Origin of the sequence: Virgisporangium ochraceum, assembly GCF_016863655.1 — a bacterium.
GTDB lineage: Bacteria > Actinomycetota > Actinomycetes > Mycobacteriales > Micromonosporaceae > Virgisporangium > Virgisporangium ochraceum.
The window spans coordinates 1-14763 of record NZ_BOPH01000053.1 but is presented as its reverse complement, the minus strand read 5'-3'; the positions used below and the strand labels follow the sequence as shown (position 1 = coordinate 14763).

Annotated in this window: 14 protein-coding genes; 10 read left to right on the top strand and 4 right to left on the bottom strand. The window is 72.8% G+C overall.

What is annotated here, in order from left to right:
* Positions 1–21: 21 nt before the first annotated feature.
* Together Voc01_RS19255 and Voc01_RS19250 are read left to right on the top strand one after the other, a co-directional pair.
* On the top strand, positions 22–954 hold the full coding sequence (locus Voc01_RS19255) for an endonuclease domain-containing protein (protein WP_203928857.1): 933 nt from the start codon (positions 22–24) through the stop codon (positions 952–954).
* A gap of 61 nt (positions 955–1015) precedes the next feature.
* Positions 1016–1171 carry a hypothetical protein gene (locus tag Voc01_RS19250; RefSeq protein WP_203928856.1) on the top strand — a complete coding sequence of 52 codons (156 nt, stop codon included), beginning with the start codon at positions 1016–1018 and terminating at the stop codon, positions 1169–1171.
* On the opposite strand, the gene Voc01_RS19245 is transcribed toward Voc01_RS19250, so the two are convergent.
* On the bottom strand, positions 1143–1481 hold the full coding sequence (locus Voc01_RS19245) for a hypothetical protein (RefSeq protein WP_203928855.1): 339 nt from the start codon (positions 1479–1481) through the stop codon (positions 1143–1145). The two genes, Voc01_RS19250 and Voc01_RS19245, sit on opposite strands and share 29 nt — an antisense overlap.
* A 3-nt stretch (positions 1482–1484) precedes the next feature.
* Between Voc01_RS19245 and Voc01_RS19240 the strand changes: the two genes are divergently transcribed.
* Together Voc01_RS19240 and Voc01_RS19235 are read left to right on the top strand one after the other, a co-directional pair.
* The gene (locus tag Voc01_RS19240; protein ID WP_203928854.1) at positions 1485–2480 is read left to right on the top strand and encodes a hypothetical protein; all 996 of its coding nucleotides are present in this window, start codon (positions 1485–1487) and stop codon (positions 2478–2480) included.
* Entirely contained in the window at positions 2428–3141 is a 714-nt protein-coding gene (locus tag Voc01_RS19235; protein WP_203928853.1) for a CmcI family methyltransferase, read from the top strand. The genes Voc01_RS19240 and Voc01_RS19235 overlap by 53 nt, the downstream gene beginning before the upstream one ends.
* On the opposite strand, the gene arfB is transcribed toward Voc01_RS19235, so the two are convergent.
* Positions 3107–3532 carry an alternative ribosome rescue aminoacyl-tRNA hydrolase ArfB gene (gene arfB, locus Voc01_RS19230; protein WP_203928852.1) on the bottom strand — a complete coding sequence of 142 codons (426 nt, stop codon included), beginning with the start codon at positions 3530–3532 and terminating at the stop codon, positions 3107–3109. The two genes, Voc01_RS19235 and arfB, sit on opposite strands and share 35 nt — an antisense overlap.
* A 97-nt stretch (positions 3533–3629) precedes the next feature.
* On the opposite strand from arfB, the gene Voc01_RS19225 reads away from it, so the two are divergent.
* Positions 3630–4310 (top strand): substrate-binding periplasmic protein, encoded by a 681-nt coding sequence (locus tag Voc01_RS19225; RefSeq protein WP_203928851.1) that lies wholly within the window; start codon positions 3630–3632, stop codon positions 4308–4310.
* On the top strand, positions 4307–5281 hold the full coding sequence (locus Voc01_RS19220; protein WP_203928850.1) for a cation diffusion facilitator family transporter: 975 nt from the start codon (positions 4307–4309) through the stop codon (positions 5279–5281). The genes Voc01_RS19225 and Voc01_RS19220 overlap by 4 nt, the downstream gene beginning before the upstream one ends.
* Here Voc01_RS19220 and Voc01_RS19215 read toward each other — a convergent pair.
* The gene (locus tag Voc01_RS19215) at positions 5238–5705 is read right to left on the bottom strand and encodes a PPOX class F420-dependent oxidoreductase (protein ID WP_203928849.1); all 468 of its coding nucleotides are present in this window, start codon (positions 5703–5705) and stop codon (positions 5238–5240) included. The genes Voc01_RS19220 and Voc01_RS19215 overlap by 44 nt on opposite strands.
* A gap of 95 nt (positions 5706–5800) precedes the next feature.
* Between Voc01_RS19215 and Voc01_RS19210 the strand changes: the two genes are divergently transcribed.
* Together Voc01_RS19210 and Voc01_RS19205 are read left to right on the top strand one after the other, a co-directional pair.
* Positions 5801–6883: a serine hydrolase gene (locus tag Voc01_RS19210; protein WP_203928848.1), complete on the top strand. Its 1083-nt coding sequence runs from the start codon at positions 5801–5803 to the stop codon at positions 6881–6883.
* Positions 6884–6949: 66 nt separating this feature from the next.
* Positions 6950–10099, top strand: a complete 3150-nt coding sequence (locus Voc01_RS19205; RefSeq protein ID WP_203928847.1) for an AfsR/SARP family transcriptional regulator — start codon at positions 6950–6952, stop codon at positions 10097–10099.
* Here the strand turns inward: Voc01_RS19205 and Voc01_RS19200 are convergent.
* The gene (locus tag Voc01_RS19200) at positions 10089–11699 is read right to left on the bottom strand and encodes an amidase (protein WP_203928846.1); all 1611 of its coding nucleotides are present in this window, start codon (positions 11697–11699) and stop codon (positions 10089–10091) included. The genes Voc01_RS19205 and Voc01_RS19200 overlap by 11 nt on opposite strands.
* Before the next feature lie 156 nt (positions 11700–11855).
* Here Voc01_RS19200 and Voc01_RS19195 point away from each other — a divergent pair, with 156 nt between their 5' ends.
* Positions 11856–12785: an anti-sigma factor RsbA family regulatory protein gene (locus Voc01_RS19195; RefSeq protein WP_239160317.1), complete on the top strand. Its 930-nt coding sequence runs from the start codon at positions 11856–11858 to the stop codon at positions 12783–12785.
* A gap of 1 nt (position 12786) precedes the next feature.
* Entirely contained in the window at positions 12787–14337 is a 1551-nt protein-coding gene (locus Voc01_RS19190; protein ID WP_239160316.1) for an acetolactate synthase large subunit, read from the top strand.
* Positions 14338–14763 lie beyond the last annotated feature (426 nt).

Genomic DNA, 14763 nt, shown 5'->3' with positions numbered 1-14763 from the left:
GGTTCAGGACACTGGTTCACCGTGCCCACCGAGGAGGATCTGACCTTCCTGTTGTTCCGGCAGAGCAACGTCATCAGCCGTTGGCAGGCGTTGCACTGGTTCACGTCGTCTGCGATCCGGAGCCGGGTGCAGAGCGGTCGGTGGCGCGTCGCGCACCGCGGTGTCTACCTTGCCCATGGTGGGACGCATGTCGACCCGGATCCGGACCAGCGACTGTGGATCGCGTCGCTGAGCGCCGGCAACGGACGTCCGATGCCCCTGGGTGGCCTGTCGGCGTTGGTGGTCATGGGGCTCCGCGGCTTCGCCGAGTCGGATGTCCATGTGATGGTGCCGGCGTCGGCGCAGCGCCGGAAGCCGCCGATCTTCGTGGTGGTGCACCGCTCCACGACCCTCCGGCGGGAGCACATCCACTGGACGACCATTCCGCCATGCGTGAAGGCCCCGCGTGCGGTGATCGACGCGGCGCGCTGGGCCCGGTTCGACGACCGTGCCCGGACGGTCGTCACGGCCTCGTTCCAACAACGCCTGGTCGAGGGCGACCAGGTTTCCACCATGCTTGCCGCGATGCCGCGGGTGCACCGGCGAGACCTCATCGAGGAGGCGGTCGCCGATGCCCGGGGTGGTGCCCATTCACTACCGGAGGGCCAGTTTCTCCGACTGTGCCGGGACGCCGGCCTCCCGCGCCCGGCCTGCCAGGTGCGCCGGGTCGACGCGTCGGGGCGGCGGCGGTACCTGGACGCGTACTTCGAGGAGTGGCGGATCCACGTGGAGATCGACGGCGGCCACCACATGGAAGTGCGGCAGTGGTGGGCCGACATGAAGCGGCAGAACGACCTCTGGATCCCGGGTGACCGCGTGCTGCGCTTCCCGGCCTGGGCGGTGCGGAACCGGCCGGCGGAGGTGGCGGCCCAGGTGCGGGCAGCTCTGTCTGCGGCCGGGTGGCTCCCCTTATGAGTTCGGTTTTCGCACCATAGCGACCATTAGTGAACTCGTACGCGGCACCTACGATGGCGGCGTGATCGAGCACCTCGCTGACGCCGCCCCCGAACCTGACCCCAGCGACCTGGCCCTCACCTTCGGGCTGCTCGGAGGGTTGTGCCTGCTGTTCGTGGCCGCGATCGTCGTGGTGGTCGTGCTGGTGCTCAAGCGGCGCCGCGAAGAACGGCAATGAGGGCACCGGCCAGGATGGAGGCGGCGTTGGCGCCGGCGGCCACCACCAGGAGCACCCGGACGGCCCGGCGGACGGCCAGCCAGAGCAGCAGTGCCTCCGCGAGCCACACCACCACCTCGGCGAGCACCAGCGCACCCAGCGACGGGTGGTCGCCCAGCGCCCACCACAGCGCCGGGTGGGTCACCAGGTTCGCGGCGACGGCCACGAGCAGCGCCCGGCGCACGGGCACGAGCCGCAGCGACACCAGGGCGGCCACGTACAACGGGACCTCCACCGCCAGCGTCAGCAGCAGCGCGAGTCCCTGGGGCACCCCATGAAGGTAGCGGCGCTCGGCCTGGCGGCGGCCGGCGCGCTGGCCCTCGCCGTCAACGCGCCCATTGCCACCACCGTGCTCGGGCTCGTCCTGTTCGGCGTGCTGCACAACGTTCTGGAGCTGCGGTACGTCGCGGGGCGGTTCGCCTCGGTGCTGTCGGGGCGGTTCCTGGTGCTGCTGGTGGCGCTGGTGAGCGGCATCGTGGTCTGCCGGGTCGCGGCGCTTGTGGTGGGGGCACCGGCCCGGTACGCCGAGATCGTCATCGGGTACGCGGTGCTCGCCGCGGCGGCCGTCGTGGCCAGGGGCACGATCCGCCACGTCGTCCTGGCGGCCGTCGCCGTGGCCACGGTCGCGTCGACGATGTGGCCGGCGTACCACTTCGTGGTGCTGGCGCACCTGCACAACCTGGTGCCCCTGGTGTTTCTCTGGGAGTGGTCGCGGCAGCTTCCCACGAAAACCGCATTCCGGGCGGTGCAGATCGGCTGGGTTCTGGTCGTCCCCGCGCTGGTCCTCGCCGGCGCGGTCGACCCGTGGACGGGCGATCTCACGGCCACCGCGTTCGTCGACGACCCGGCCCGGGTGGTGGCGGCGAGCGCGCCCCCCAGCACACTCGACTCCGTGATGGGCGTGCGCTTCCTCGTGGTGTTCGCGTTCCTGCAGACGATGCACTACGTCGTGTGGGTGTGGTTCCTGCCGCGGTACGCGCCGGACGCGGCGGAGGCGTTCGAACGCAGGGTCCCGGCGCTCACCGGACCGCGGGTGTGGGCGCTCGGCGTCGGCGGGGGAGCCCTGCTCGCGGTGCTGTTCGCGATGGACTACTGGGGCGGCCGCTCGGTCTACGCGGCGTTCGCCACCTACCACGCGTACCTGGAGTTTCCCGTGCTGTTGGCGTTGTTGCTCGGATCGACGGGCGGGCGAAACACAAACGAGGCATTCTCGGCGAATGGAGCTTCTGCCGCCGTACGTCGAGGCCGACCTGACCGCACCGCTGCGTGACTACTGGCTGAAGAGAGAGGGCCAGCACGTCAAGGACGTGTACGCGGGCGTGCGCATCCAGAAGATGCCGGAGGACCTGCGGGTCTACGAGCACCTGCTGTGGATCTCGCGGGCCGACACCGTGATCGAGCTCGGCACCAACCACGGCGGGTCGGCGCTGTGGTTCCGCGACCGGCTCACCACGATGGCGACCACCTACGGCCGCATCGAAGAACCGCGCGTGATCTCGATCGACCGCGACCACACCAAGGCGGTCGAGGCGATCGGCGCCGCGCCACCGGGGATCACGCTGCTGACAGCCGATCTTCAGGATGAAGATCTACCGGACCGCGTGAGCGCGCTCCTCGCACCCGGCGCGCGCTGTCTCGTGGTGGAGGACACGCTGCACGCGTACGAGACCACGAAGACCGCGCTCGACCGGTTCGCTCGGTTCGTGCCCGTCGGCGGGTTCTTCGTGGTCGAGGACGGCATCGTCGACGTGCCCGACCTGCGGCCGGACAAGGACCTGCCCCGCGGCGTGCTGCCGGCCATCCACGACTTCCTCGCCGCGAACCCGGACTTCCGCGTGCGCCGCGACCTCGAACGGTACGGCCTGACCTGCTTTCCCGGCGGCTTCCTCGAGAGGGTCAATGCTCTGGACGGGCGCGAAGCTGCTTCGTGACAGAACGTGTGCGTTTCGCGTCCAATCGTCGTTGAACCGCGCCCCGCGACGGCCTGGTGGGGCGCCGTGCCGGCGGACCCGGCGCGATCGCGGCCGTGACCAGCGCGACCAGCCTGGCCTCGGCGGCGCGACGGTTGCGCAACTGTTCGCGGTGCTCCTGCGCCGTGACGATCAGGACCCCGTCGACCAGGCGCCCGGCGAGCCGTTCGAGCGCCCGCTCGCGCAGCACCCGCGGCAGCGCGCCGCTCGACGCGAGGTCCCAGCGCAGCTCGACGCGCGAGTCGGCGGTGTTCACCGACTGCCCGCCCGGGCCGCTCGACCGGGAGAACCGCCACGACAGCTCGGACCGCGGGATCGCGACCCCACCGCGCAGGGGTATCTCATCGGCCATGGTCACCAGGATGCCAGGACGAGCGCGGCGACCGCGCGTCCATTTCCGTGAATCGGGGTATAGCGGGCACGGGGTCGTGACTACGGTCGGAGGCGTCATGCGACTGGTCGTTCTGGTGCTGCTCGTGCTGCTGGGAGCGTGTGGCGTCCCGCGGGACGCCGGCACCACGCTCGACGACGTCCGCGGCGGGGTGCTGCGGGTCGGTGTCACGGCGAACGAGCCGTGGGTCACCGTCGCCGACGACGGACGCGTCGGCGGTGCCGAGGTGACGCTCGTCGAACGGCTCGCCGACGACCTAGACACCACCGTCGAGTGGTACCCGGGGTCGGAGTCGGAGCTCATGGCGGCGCTGAAGCACCGCGTGCTCGACCTCGTGGTCGGCGGGCTCACCGACGACGCGCCGTGGGTCAAGGAAGCGTCGCTGACCAGGCCGTACATCACCACCCGCGTCCTGGTCGCGGCCCGTCCGGGCGTCGCGGTGCCGGCGGAGCTCTCCGGGACCCGCGTGGCGGCGCGGGCCGGCTCCGAGGACATCGCGCTGCTCCTGAAGGAGGACGCGGTGCCGGTCGCCAGCCGCGACCCGCTGGCCTCCGCGGCCGACCTGCCGGTGGTCGTCGACGAGTGGGAGCTGGCCGGGCTGACCGCGAGCCGGCACACGCTCGCCGAGCACAAGCACGTCTGGGCGGTGCCGCTCGGCGAGAACGGGTTCCAGGTGGCGGTCGAGGAGTTCCTGCTCGGGCTGCGCCGCGGCGAGATCCTCGAGGAGCTGGCCCGGTGAAGGTCTACGACGCGTTCGAGCTGCCGCCCGACAAGCAGGCGCTCCACCGGCGCGCGGTCAGGCTGGAGTGGCTCACGATCCTGTTCTTCGCGTCGGCGGTGCTGGCGCTGGGCCTGACCCTCGGCCAGTCGCAGGCGATGAAGGCCGCCTGGATCGAGGACATGCTCGGGTTCGTGCCACCGGTCGCGTTCCTGGTGGCGGCCCGCTACCGCAACCGGCCGCCGAACGGGACCTTCCCGTACGGCTACCACCGCTCGGTGACGATCGCGTTCCTGTCCGGATCGGTGGCGCTGCTCGGCCTCGGCGGGTTCGTCGTCTACGACTCGGTGATGCAGCTCGTGCTGCGCGAACGGCCGCCGATCGGGCTCGTCGAGCTGTTCGGCCACCGGTTCTGGCTCGGCTGGCTGATGATCGCGGTGCTCGCCCTGACGATGGTGCCGGCGATCCTGCTCGGCCGGGTCAAGGTGCGCATCGCCCGCGAGCTGCACGACAAGGTGCTCTACTCCGACGCGGAGATGAACCGCGCCGACTGGCTCACCGCCGGGTCGGCGATCCTCGGCATCCTCGGCATCGGGTTCGGGCTGTGGTGGGCCGACGCGGTCGCGGCCGTCGTGATCGGCGCCGACATCGTCCGCGACGGCGTGAAGACCACCCGCGCCGCCGTCGCCAACCTGATGGACAACCGGCCGCGCGTGGTCGACGGCTCCGAACCGCACCCGCTGCCCGACCAGATCCTGGCCGGCGTCCGCGACCTGGACTGGATCGCCGACGCCTACCTGCGCATCCGGGAGGAGGGGCACGTGTTCGCCGGCGAGCTGCTCGTGGTCCCCACGTCGGACGTCACCGATCTCGTGCCGAGGCTGGAGAAACTGGGGGAGTGGGTGCGCTCGATGGACTGGCGCATGCACGACCTGGTGGTCGCGCCCGTCACGAAGATCGAGAAGCCAGCTCGGGAGGGAAGCCACCGGTAGCGATCGGGCCCCAGTGGTCGATCGTCACGCGAATGAGGCACTTGCCCTGGCGGACCATCGCCGCCCGGTACTCGTCCCAGTCGGGGTGCTCGCCGGAGATGCAGCGGAAGTACTCGACCAGCGGCTCCACCGCGTCGGGCAGGTCGAGCACCTCGGCCGTGCCGTCGACCTGCACCCACGCGTCGCCGAAGCTGTCGGAGAGCACGAGCACCGACACCCGCGGGTTCTGCCTGGCGTTCCGCGACTTCGCGCGCTGCGGGTAGCTGGAGATCACGATCCGGCCGTCGGTGTCGACGCCGCCGGTCACCGGTGACAGCTGCGGGCGTCCGTCGGCCCGCGTGGTGACCAGGATGACGTTGTGCCGTGGGCGGACGAACTCCAGGAGCCCGGCCCGGTCGACCCGGTCAGCGGTGGCGATCTTCATACCGGCGAGCCTACGCCGCAACCGGACGCGTGGTGGCGGCCGTCTAGTCTCATGACCGGAAAGACGACTTCCGTCGATATGCAGAACGGGGAACCATGTCGAACCCATTGACCAGGCGCGCCGCGATCGGCGCCGGGGCTACGCTGGCGGCCGGTGCCGCCGTCGCGGTGACGGCCGGGCCCGCACAGGCGGCACCCGGTTCCGCCGTGGCGGCGCCGGGCGGAGCCGTAGCCCAGCCGCAGGAGCCCGCAGTGGAAGCGAACGGCCCGGGCAAGATCAGGCGGGTCTACGAGCGGCAGAAGACGCGCGCCGGCGGCAACTGGCACTCGCACATCGCGCTGCTCAACGCCGACGGCACGAAGAACGAGGTCGTCGCCGACGACGCCGACTACGTGGTCTACGGCTACAGCGTGCAGAAGCTGTACGTCGCCATGTGCGTGCTCGACAAGATCGACCGGGGTGGCCTGGTCAACGGAGCGCCGCTGACCCTCGACACGAAGGTGACGCTCACCGCCGGCATCATCGCCGAGGGCAGCGGCATCTTCCACCTGCACAAGGGCGCGTACGGCGACTCGATCACGGTGGCGAACTTCCTCACCGCGATGCTGCTGGTCTCCGACAACACCTCGGTGCGGTTGAGCGGCCTCCACGTGCCGGCGCTGGAGATCAACGAGATCCTCGCGGCGAAGGGCTTCGTGCACACCCGTGTGGAGCCGGTGGCGAACCCGAACCGGTTCTACCTCGGCGTCACCACGCCGCGCGAAACCCACGACATGCTGTACCGGCTGGTCAACGGCACGCTGCTGAGCGCGGCGTCGACGACGTGGTTCCTGCGGGTGCTGCGCTGGGTCAACGGCTACCACGACGGCGTGCGCCGGGACATGTCGTCCGACGAGCGCAGCCGGGTCGCCACCAAGTACGGCGCCGACTTCAACACGCTCGGCGGCTCGCGGCACGAGGCCGGCGTCATGTTCGGCACCGACGGCTCGCCGGCGCTGACCTACGCGATGTTCACCGACGCCCACCCGGAGCAGAACAACTACGGCGCCACCCACCCGGTGGTGCAGGCCCACTCGGTGATCGGCCGGGTCCTCTTCGACTCGATCGCCACGACGTCGGCGCCGAGCGCGCGTACCCACCACACGCCGGCACCGTTCGTCCCCTACAAGGGGAACTGAGCCCAGCAGATCGAGTGGTGGTAGCACCCCTGCAGCCCGTCGACCGCACCGGGGAGAATTGCCGGCATGTGGTACGGGGTGCTGGGGCCGACGCAGGTCCGTACGGACTGCACCGCCGAGGGGGACCCGGTCCCGCTCGGCGGTACGGGCCTGCGCGCGCTTCTCGGCATGCTCGTGGTCGACGCCGGCCACGTCGTCGGTGCCGACCGGCTGATCGACGGGCTGTACGGGGAGAACCCGCCGGCGGGGGCGGCCAACGCGCTGCAGTCGCAGGTGTCGCGGCTGCGCCGGGCGCTCGGCGGCACCGGCGCCATCGAGCTGCACCCCGCCGGGTACCGGTTGACGGCCGATCCCGACGACACCGACCTGCACCGGTTCGAGCGGCTGGCGTCCGCCGGTCGGCGCGCGCTCTCCCGGGGTGACCACGTGAGCGCGGCCCGCGACCTGGCCGCGGCACTGGAGCTGTGGCGCGGCACGCCGTTCGCCGACACCGGGCCCGCGCCGTTCGCGGCGGCGCAGGCCGCCCGCCTCGAGGACATGTGGCTCGGCGCGGTCGAGGACCGGGCCGACGCCGAACTGGCCCTCGGGCACGCCGCCGCCTGCGCCGCGGAGCTGGCGCCGCTGGTGGCCGGGCATCCGCTGCGGGAACGGCTGCGGGGGCTGCTGATGCGCGCCCTCGCGGGGTCGGGGCGGTCGGCCGAGGCGCTCGCCTCGTACGAGGAGGCCCGGGAGCTGCTCGCCGACCGGTTGGGCACCGACCCGTCGCCCGGGCTGTCGGCCGTGCACGTCGCGGTGCTCCGCGGCGAGACCGACGCTGCCCCCTTGCGCACGCCGGCACCCGCCCAGCTGACCAGCTTCGTCGGCCGGGAGGGCGAGCTGGGCCGCGTCGCCGACCTGGTGAAGGTGGCCCGGCTGGTCACGCTCATCGGTCCGGGCGGGGCGGGCAAGACCCGGCTGGCCGTGGAGGTGGCCTCCCGGGCCAGCGGTGAAATGTGCTTCGTCGAGCTGGCGCCGGTCGTCGACGGTGCCGACGTGCCGCGGGCGGTGCTCGGTGCGCTCGGGCTGCGGGAGGCGGGCCTGCTGGCGTCACCCGACCGCACCGGGCCGGCCCGCACCGGGGCCATCGACCGCATCGCGACCGCCCTCGCCGGCCGCGACCTGCTGCTCGTCGTCGACAACTGCGAGCACGTGATCGACGACGTCGCCCGGCTGCTGGCCCGGCTGCTCGGCGCGTGCCCCGGTCTCCGCGTGCTCGCCACCAGCCGCGAGGCGCTCGGCATCACGGGTGAGACGCTCAGCCCGGTCCCGCCGCTGGCCCTGCCCCCGACGGACGCCGCCGCCACCGACGCGGCCGCCAGTGCCGCGATCATGTTGTTCGCCGACCGGGCCGCGGCCGTGCTGCCCGGGTTCCGCCTCGACGCCGACACCCTGGAACCGGTCGTGCGGATCTGCCGTGCGCTCGACGGACTGCCGCTGGCGATCGAGCTCGCGGCCGCGCGGCTGCGCTCGTTGCCGGTGGCCGAGGTCGCGGCGCGGCTCGACGACCGGTTCCGGCTGCTGTCGCGCGGCAGCCGCACCGCCGCGGCCAGGCACCGCACGTTGCGTGCGGTGGTCGAGTGGTCATGGGACCTGTTGGACGACGACGAGCGCACCCTCGCCCGCCGGCTGACCGTGTTCGCCGGTGGGGCCACGCTCGCCGCGGCAGCCGAGGTGTGCCAGGTCGACGACGTGGTCGACCTGCTCACCAGCCTGGCCGACAAGTCCCTGGTGGAACCGGTCGACGGCGGCCGCCGCTACCGGATGCTCGAGACCGTGCGCGCGTTCGGCGCCGAGCAGCTCGCCCTCGCCGGCGAGGCCCAGCGGTTCCGGGCCGCGCACGCCCACTACTTCCTCGACGTCGTCGAGGCCGCCGGCCCGCATCTGATGCGGGCCGAGCAGCTCGACTGGCTGCGCCGCCTCGACGACGAGTACGACAACCTGCACGGTGCGCTGCGCCAGGCGTTGCAGGACCGCGAGGTGCACCTCGGCCTGCGGCTGATCTCCGCGCTGACGCCGTACTGGTGGCTGCGCGGCGTCCGCGGCGCCGGTGCCGGGCTGGCCATGGAGCTGTTGGCGATGCTGCCCGACGAGCTCGTGCCCGGCCTGGAGGAGGAGTACGCACTGTGCGTGCTGCACGCCGCCAGCGGGCCGCCGTCGCGCGACCTGCGCGTGCACCTGAAGGTCGTCGACGCGTTCATGGCGGGCCTCGAGGCCATGCCGCAGCGGCCGTTCCTGAACGTCATGTGGGCGGTGAACAGCGGCCCACCGATCGACGACGCCGACTACATCCTCGCGCTCTCGCGCCGGTGGCAGCGGCTCACCGACCCGTGGCTGCGGGCGCTGATGCATCTCGGCCTCGGCTACATCAAGTGGTACGCCGGCGACGCCGACGGCGCCGGCCGGGAGTTCGAGGCCGGCATCGCCGAGCTGCGGACCATCGGCGAGCGGTGGGGACTGGCGACGATGCTGTCCGCGTCGGCCGACCTCGCCGACGCGCGGGGCGACCTGGCCCGGGCGGCCGCGCTCACCGACGAGGCGATGGCTGTGGCGGCCCAGCTCGACGCGCCGGCCGAGGTGGCCGACCTGCTCTGCCGGCGGGCCGACCGGCGCATCGCCGCCGGCGACCTGGAGGCCGCCCGCGCCGACTACGAGCAGGCGTCCCGGCTGGCCCACCGGTCGGGTGCGGCCGAGCTGTTCGCGGCCACCGACGCGGGGCTCGCCGTGCTGGCCCGGTTGGGCGGCGAGCTCGACCGGGCCCGGTCGCTGCTCGACGCGGCCCTGGAGAACTGTCCGACGGAGGGGTTCGGACCGTCGGCGACCCGCACGATGATCCTGGTCGAGCTCGGGCGGGTCGCCGAGGCCCGCGACCTGCCCGACGAGGCGGAGGCCTGGTACCGGCGCGCCCTGGACAACTCCTTGCGCCAGCTCAGCCCGTACACGGCGGCCGACGCGGTGTACGCGTTGGCGGAGCTGTCGTTGCGGCGCGGCGACGCGGAGACGGCCGCGACCCTGGTGGGCACGGCGCACCTGCTGAGCATCGGCGTCGGGCTGGCCCGGCCGGCCCCGGCGGAGCTCGCCAACCGGGTGCGGGAGGCTGCCGGCCCCGCGTTCGAATCCGCGTTCTCGCGGGGCCGGCAGATGGACCACGACGCGCTGCGCGCGTTCGTCAGCCGATAGTTGCCCGGTACGTCGGCGCCCGTCGGGCCGTCGTGGCCCGCTCGAACGCGTAGGCCACCGACACCAGGGTGGGCTCGCTCCAGCGTCCACCGAAGAACGACACCCCGAGCGGCAGGTACTGCCGCGCGAAGCCCGCCGGCACGGTGACGTTCGGGTAGCCCGACACGGCGGCCGGCGTCGACGAGCCGATGAAGCCCTCGAAGTCGGCGCCGTTCTCGAGGTCGGTCTTCCACGCCGGTCCGTTCGTCGGCGCCATGATCGCGTCGAGGTCGGCGGCGGCCATCGTCGCGTCGATCGCGTTCCGGGCGGCCGTGGTGGCGGCCGTGCGCTGCGCGACGTAGGCGGGGTCGCTCAGGTTCCCGCTGGTCGCCTGCGCCTGCTCGAAGATCTCCTGGCCGAAGTACGGCATCTCGACCGCGGCGTTGCGCCGGTTGAACTCGATCAGCCCGGCCAGGTCGCCGGGGTGCGGCCCGGGTCGCTGCGCGAGGTAGGCGTTGATGTCGTGCTTGAACTCCACCAGCAGCGCCGGGTACTCGTTCGCGTCGACGACGTCGAGGCCGGGCAACGTGAGGTTGTCGACCACCGTGGCGCCCTGCCGGCGGAGCGCGGCGACGCTGGAGTCGATCACGGCGTTCACAGCGGCGTCGTTGACCGGGTTGCCGCCGCTGACCCGCCACACGCCGATCCGCTTGCCCCGGAGCGCGTTCTCGTCGAGGTTCCTCGTGTAGTCGCGCCGCACGTACGGGGCGGCCGGTCCGGTCGCCGCGTCGGCGCGGTCGACGCCCTGGATCACCGAGAGCACGGCCGCCGCGTCGGTCACCGTCCGCGTGATCGGCCCGGCCGTGTCCTGCTGCGCCGAGATGGGGACCACGCCGGAGCGGCTGACCAGCCCGAGCGTGGGCTTGATCCCGACCACGCCGTTGGCGCCGGCCGGGCACACGATCGACCCGTCGGTCTCCGTGCCGATGGTGACGCTGGCCAGGTTGGCCGCGGCGGCCTGGGCGGAGCCGCTGCTCGACCCGCACGGGTTGCGGTCGAGGACGTGCGGGTTGTTGCCCTGTCCGCCGCGGGCGCTCCAGCCGCTGCTGGAGTTGGTCGACCGGAAGTTCGCCCATTCGGAGAGGTTGGCCTTGCCGAGCAGGACGGCGCCGGCGTCGCGCAGCCGCTTCGCCAGGTGGGCGTCGCTCTTCGGGGTGCTCTTCAGCAGCGCGAACGAGCCGGCCGTGGTGTGCTGCCGGTCCTTCGTGTCGATGTTGTCCTTGAGCAGCACCGGGAGGCCTTCGAGGAGGCTGCGCGCGCCGTGCTTGCGGCGGTGCAGGTCACTCTTCTGGGCGTCCTTCAGGGCGTCGGGGTTGGTCTCGATCACGGCGTTGAGCTTCGGGTTGAGCGCCTTGATCCGTGCGAGGTAGAAGCTGGTGAGCCCGGTCGAGCTGAGTTTCCGGTCCCGGAAGGCCTTCTGCAGATCGAGAACCGTCGCTTTGTCGAGATCGATTCCGCCGAAGCGGACGGCCGGGGAGTCGGCCCGCGCGGGGGCGCCGACCAGCGTCACGAACAGGGTCAACAGCACCGGGGCGGCAATGAGCCGCCGGAACTTCGGCATCGAAACCTCCGGATCGACAGCGCTGACGCATATAGGTGTAGACCTATGGAGGCCGGGCCGCTACCCGAGATGGATTTCGCGACTTTCCGTGATCAACTCCCAGCGGTGCGCTATGGTGTCTGGCGTCACTCAGACACCATCCGTAACGAGGAGAGCGTGAACCCAGGGTTCCGCCATCCGGCGCTGTTCTACTCGGGCGCCGAGGACTATCTCGCGGGCACGGTCCCGTTCGTGCACGCCGGCCTCGCTGCCGGCGAGCCGGTGGCGGTCGCCGTCCCGCCGGAGAACCTGGCCGTGCTCGCCGGGGGCCTCGGTGCCGCCGCCGGCTCCGTCCACTTCCTCGACATGACCCGGGTCGGCCGCAACCCCGGCCGGATCATCCCCGGCGTGCTGCGGGCGTTCGCCGACGCGCACCCGGGCGAGCGGGTCCGGATCATCGGCGAGCCGGTGTGGGCCGCTCGCACGGCGCTGGAGTACCCGGCCTGCGCGCAGCACGAGGCGCTGATCAACCGCGCGTTCGCCGGCCGTGACGTCGAGATCCTGTGCCCGTACGACACCACCACGCTCGACGACGCGGCGCTGCGCGACGCCCGCGCCACCCACCCGGTGCTGATCTCCGGCGACAAGGAGTATGACAGCGACGAGTTCGACCCCGACGAGGTGGTGGCCCGGTACAACCTGCCGCTCCCGCCGCGGCCGGCGGGCGCCGCGTCGCTGCCGTTCGACGTCGACAGCATGGCGGCGCTGCGCCGCTTCGTGGTCGGTGAGGCCGAGCGCCACGGGCTGCGCGAGCCGAAGCTGGACAACTGGGAGCTGATGGTCGACGAGCTGGCCACCAACGCCGTCCGCCACGGCGCCGGCACCGGCACCGCGCACCTGTGGGCCGACGGCGGTCGGGTGTGGTGCGAGGTCACCGCGGGCGGCCGCATCGACAACCCGCTGGCCGGCCGCGAACCGATCCGCGTCGACGCCGAACACGGCCGCGGCCTGCTCCTCGTCAACCACCTGGCCGACCTCGTGCGGGTGCACACCGGCCCGGCGACCACCACCGTGCGCATGTGCCTGGCCGTGCGGTTGGATGACTGATGTGGCCGATGAACTGACCGGAGCCGATGCGCTGATGCGCACGCTCGTCGATGCCGGCGTCGACGTGTGCTTCATGAACCCGGGTACCTCCGAGATGCACTTCGTGGCCGCGCTCGACCGGGTACCGGCGATGCGCGGCGTTCTCACGCTCTTCGAGGGCGTGGCGACCGGTGCCGCCGACGGCTTCGGCCGCATCGCCGGCCGTCCCGCGGCGGCGCTGCTGCACCTGGGTCCGGGCCTCGCGAACGGCCTGGCGAACCTGCACAACGCCCGCCGGGCGCGGACGCCGCTGGTGACGGTGGTGGGCGAGCACGCCACGTTCCACCGTGACCTCGACGCGCCCCTGCACAGCGACATCGCCGCACTGGCCGGCCCGGTGTCCGGCTGGGTGCGCACGTCGGCGGGCGTGGCCGGCCTGGGCGCCGACGCGTCGGCCGCGGTCGAGGCCGCGCTCACCCCGCCGGGCGGGGTGGCCACCCTGATCGTGCCGGCCGACCTGAGCTGGTCGCCGGGTGGTTCGGTCGGCTCCCCGGCCCCCGTGACCCCCTTCGCGACCGTCGACGCGGCGGTCGTGGCGTCAGCCGCCAAGGCCCTGCGGACGTCCCGGGCCGCCCTGCTCCTGGGCGGGCGGGCCCTCCGCGGGCCGGCGCTGCGGGCCGCGGCCCGGGTGGCCGCCGCCACCGGCGCCCGGGTGCTGTGCGAGACGTTCCCCGCCCGGCTCGAACGCGGTGCCGGCCTGCCCGCGTTCGAACGGCTCGCCTACCTGCCCGAGCTGGCGATGAAGCAGCTCGCCGACCTCGAGACGCTGGTGCTGGTGGGCGCGGCCGAGCCGGTGACGTTCTTCGGCTACCCCGACACGCCGAGCCGCCCGGCCCCCGCCGGTTGCGTGCCGTACGTGCTCGCCGGTTCCGGCGACGACGCCGCTCTTGCCCTGTCGGCCCTGGCCGACGAGGTCGGCGCTCCCGCGGACCCTGATCTCCCGCCGGTCGAGCGCCCCTCGGCACCGACCGGGTCCCTCGACGCGGCGTCCTTCGCCGCCGCGATCGGTGCGACCCTGCCCGAGAACGCGATCATCGTCGACGAGGCGAACACGTCCGGCCTGGCGATTCCGGCCGCCACCGCCGGCGCCCCGAGGCACGACCTGCTTGCCCTGACCGGCGGCTCCATCGGCCAGGGCCCGCCGGTGGCGGTAGGTGCGGCGATCGCCGACGCCGCGCGTCCCGTGGTCAACCTGCAGGCCGACGGCAGCGCCCTCTACACGATGCAGGCCTGGTGGACCCAGGCGAGGGAGGGCCTCGACGTCACGACGGTGCTGCTGAACAACCGCTCGTACGCGATCCTGCACTACGAGCTGGCAAAGGTGGGCGCCACGGCTGGCGGCGAGCGGGCGAAGGCCATGCTCGACCTGACCGACCCGACGCCGGACTACGTCCACCTCGCGAGGGGCCTGGGGTTGACGGCCGGCCGGGCCCGGACCGCCGACGACCTGGTGAACTTGTTGAGGCGAGCCTTCCAGGAGCCCGGCCCCCACCTGATCGAAGCCGTCCTGTAACGCCGCCGCCCGCCCAGCCCTTGCGCCCGCCGCGCCGACCGGCGCCCAGCCCAGCCCTACGCTCGCTCGCTGCGCCGATCTTGCACTTGTGGCCGCCACTATAGGCGGCATATCCGAATTTATCGGGGGCCACAACTGCAAGATCGGCGGGTAAGTGGGTCGCGGCGGGCGGGCGCGGGGTGGGGTGGGCGCGCACGGCGTGAGGCAGGGCAGGGGCGGGCGCGGGGGCGGGCGTGAGGGCGGTCAGGGCGCCCCGGCGGGCGCCCTCGCGGGAGCGGGAGGCGGGGCTAGTGTCCCGAGTCGCGGGTTCGCGCGCAGCCATGGAATGGGCAAAGCCGACATTCCAGGTCGGACGGACCCCCCGCCGCCACTGCCCGTCACCGCAAATCCGCCCACCAGGTCTGTGCCGGCCCGCCTTGATCGTCG

Excerpts from the sequence above, each read along its gene's own strand:
- Voc01_RS19240 (WP_203928854.1), top strand. The coding sequence starts at position 1,485 with ATGAAGGTAGCGGCGCTCGGCCTGGCGGCGGCCGGCGCGCTGGCCCTC.
- Voc01_RS19235 (WP_203928853.1), top strand. The coding sequence starts at position 2,428 with ATGGAGCTTCTGCCGCCGTACGTCGAGGCCGACCTGACCGCACCGCTG.
- arfB (WP_203928852.1), bottom strand. The coding sequence starts at position 3,532 with ATGGCCGATGAGATACCCCTGCGCGGTGGGGTCGCGATCCCGCGGTCC.
- Voc01_RS19225 (WP_203928851.1), top strand. The coding sequence starts at position 3,630 with ATGCGACTGGTCGTTCTGGTGCTGCTCGTGCTGCTGGGAGCGTGTGGC.
- Voc01_RS19215 (WP_203928849.1), bottom strand. The coding sequence starts at position 5,705 with ATGAAGATCGCCACCGCTGACCGGGTCGACCGGGCCGGGCTCCTGGAG.
- Voc01_RS19210 (WP_203928848.1), top strand. The coding sequence starts at position 5,801 with ATGTCGAACCCATTGACCAGGCGCGCCGCGATCGGCGCCGGGGCTACG.
- Voc01_RS19205 (WP_203928847.1), top strand. The coding sequence starts at position 6,950 with ATGTGGTACGGGGTGCTGGGGCCGACGCAGGTCCGTACGGACTGCACC.
- Voc01_RS19200 (WP_203928846.1), bottom strand. The coding sequence starts at position 11,699 with ATGCCGAAGTTCCGGCGGCTCATTGCCGCCCCGGTGCTGTTGACCCTG.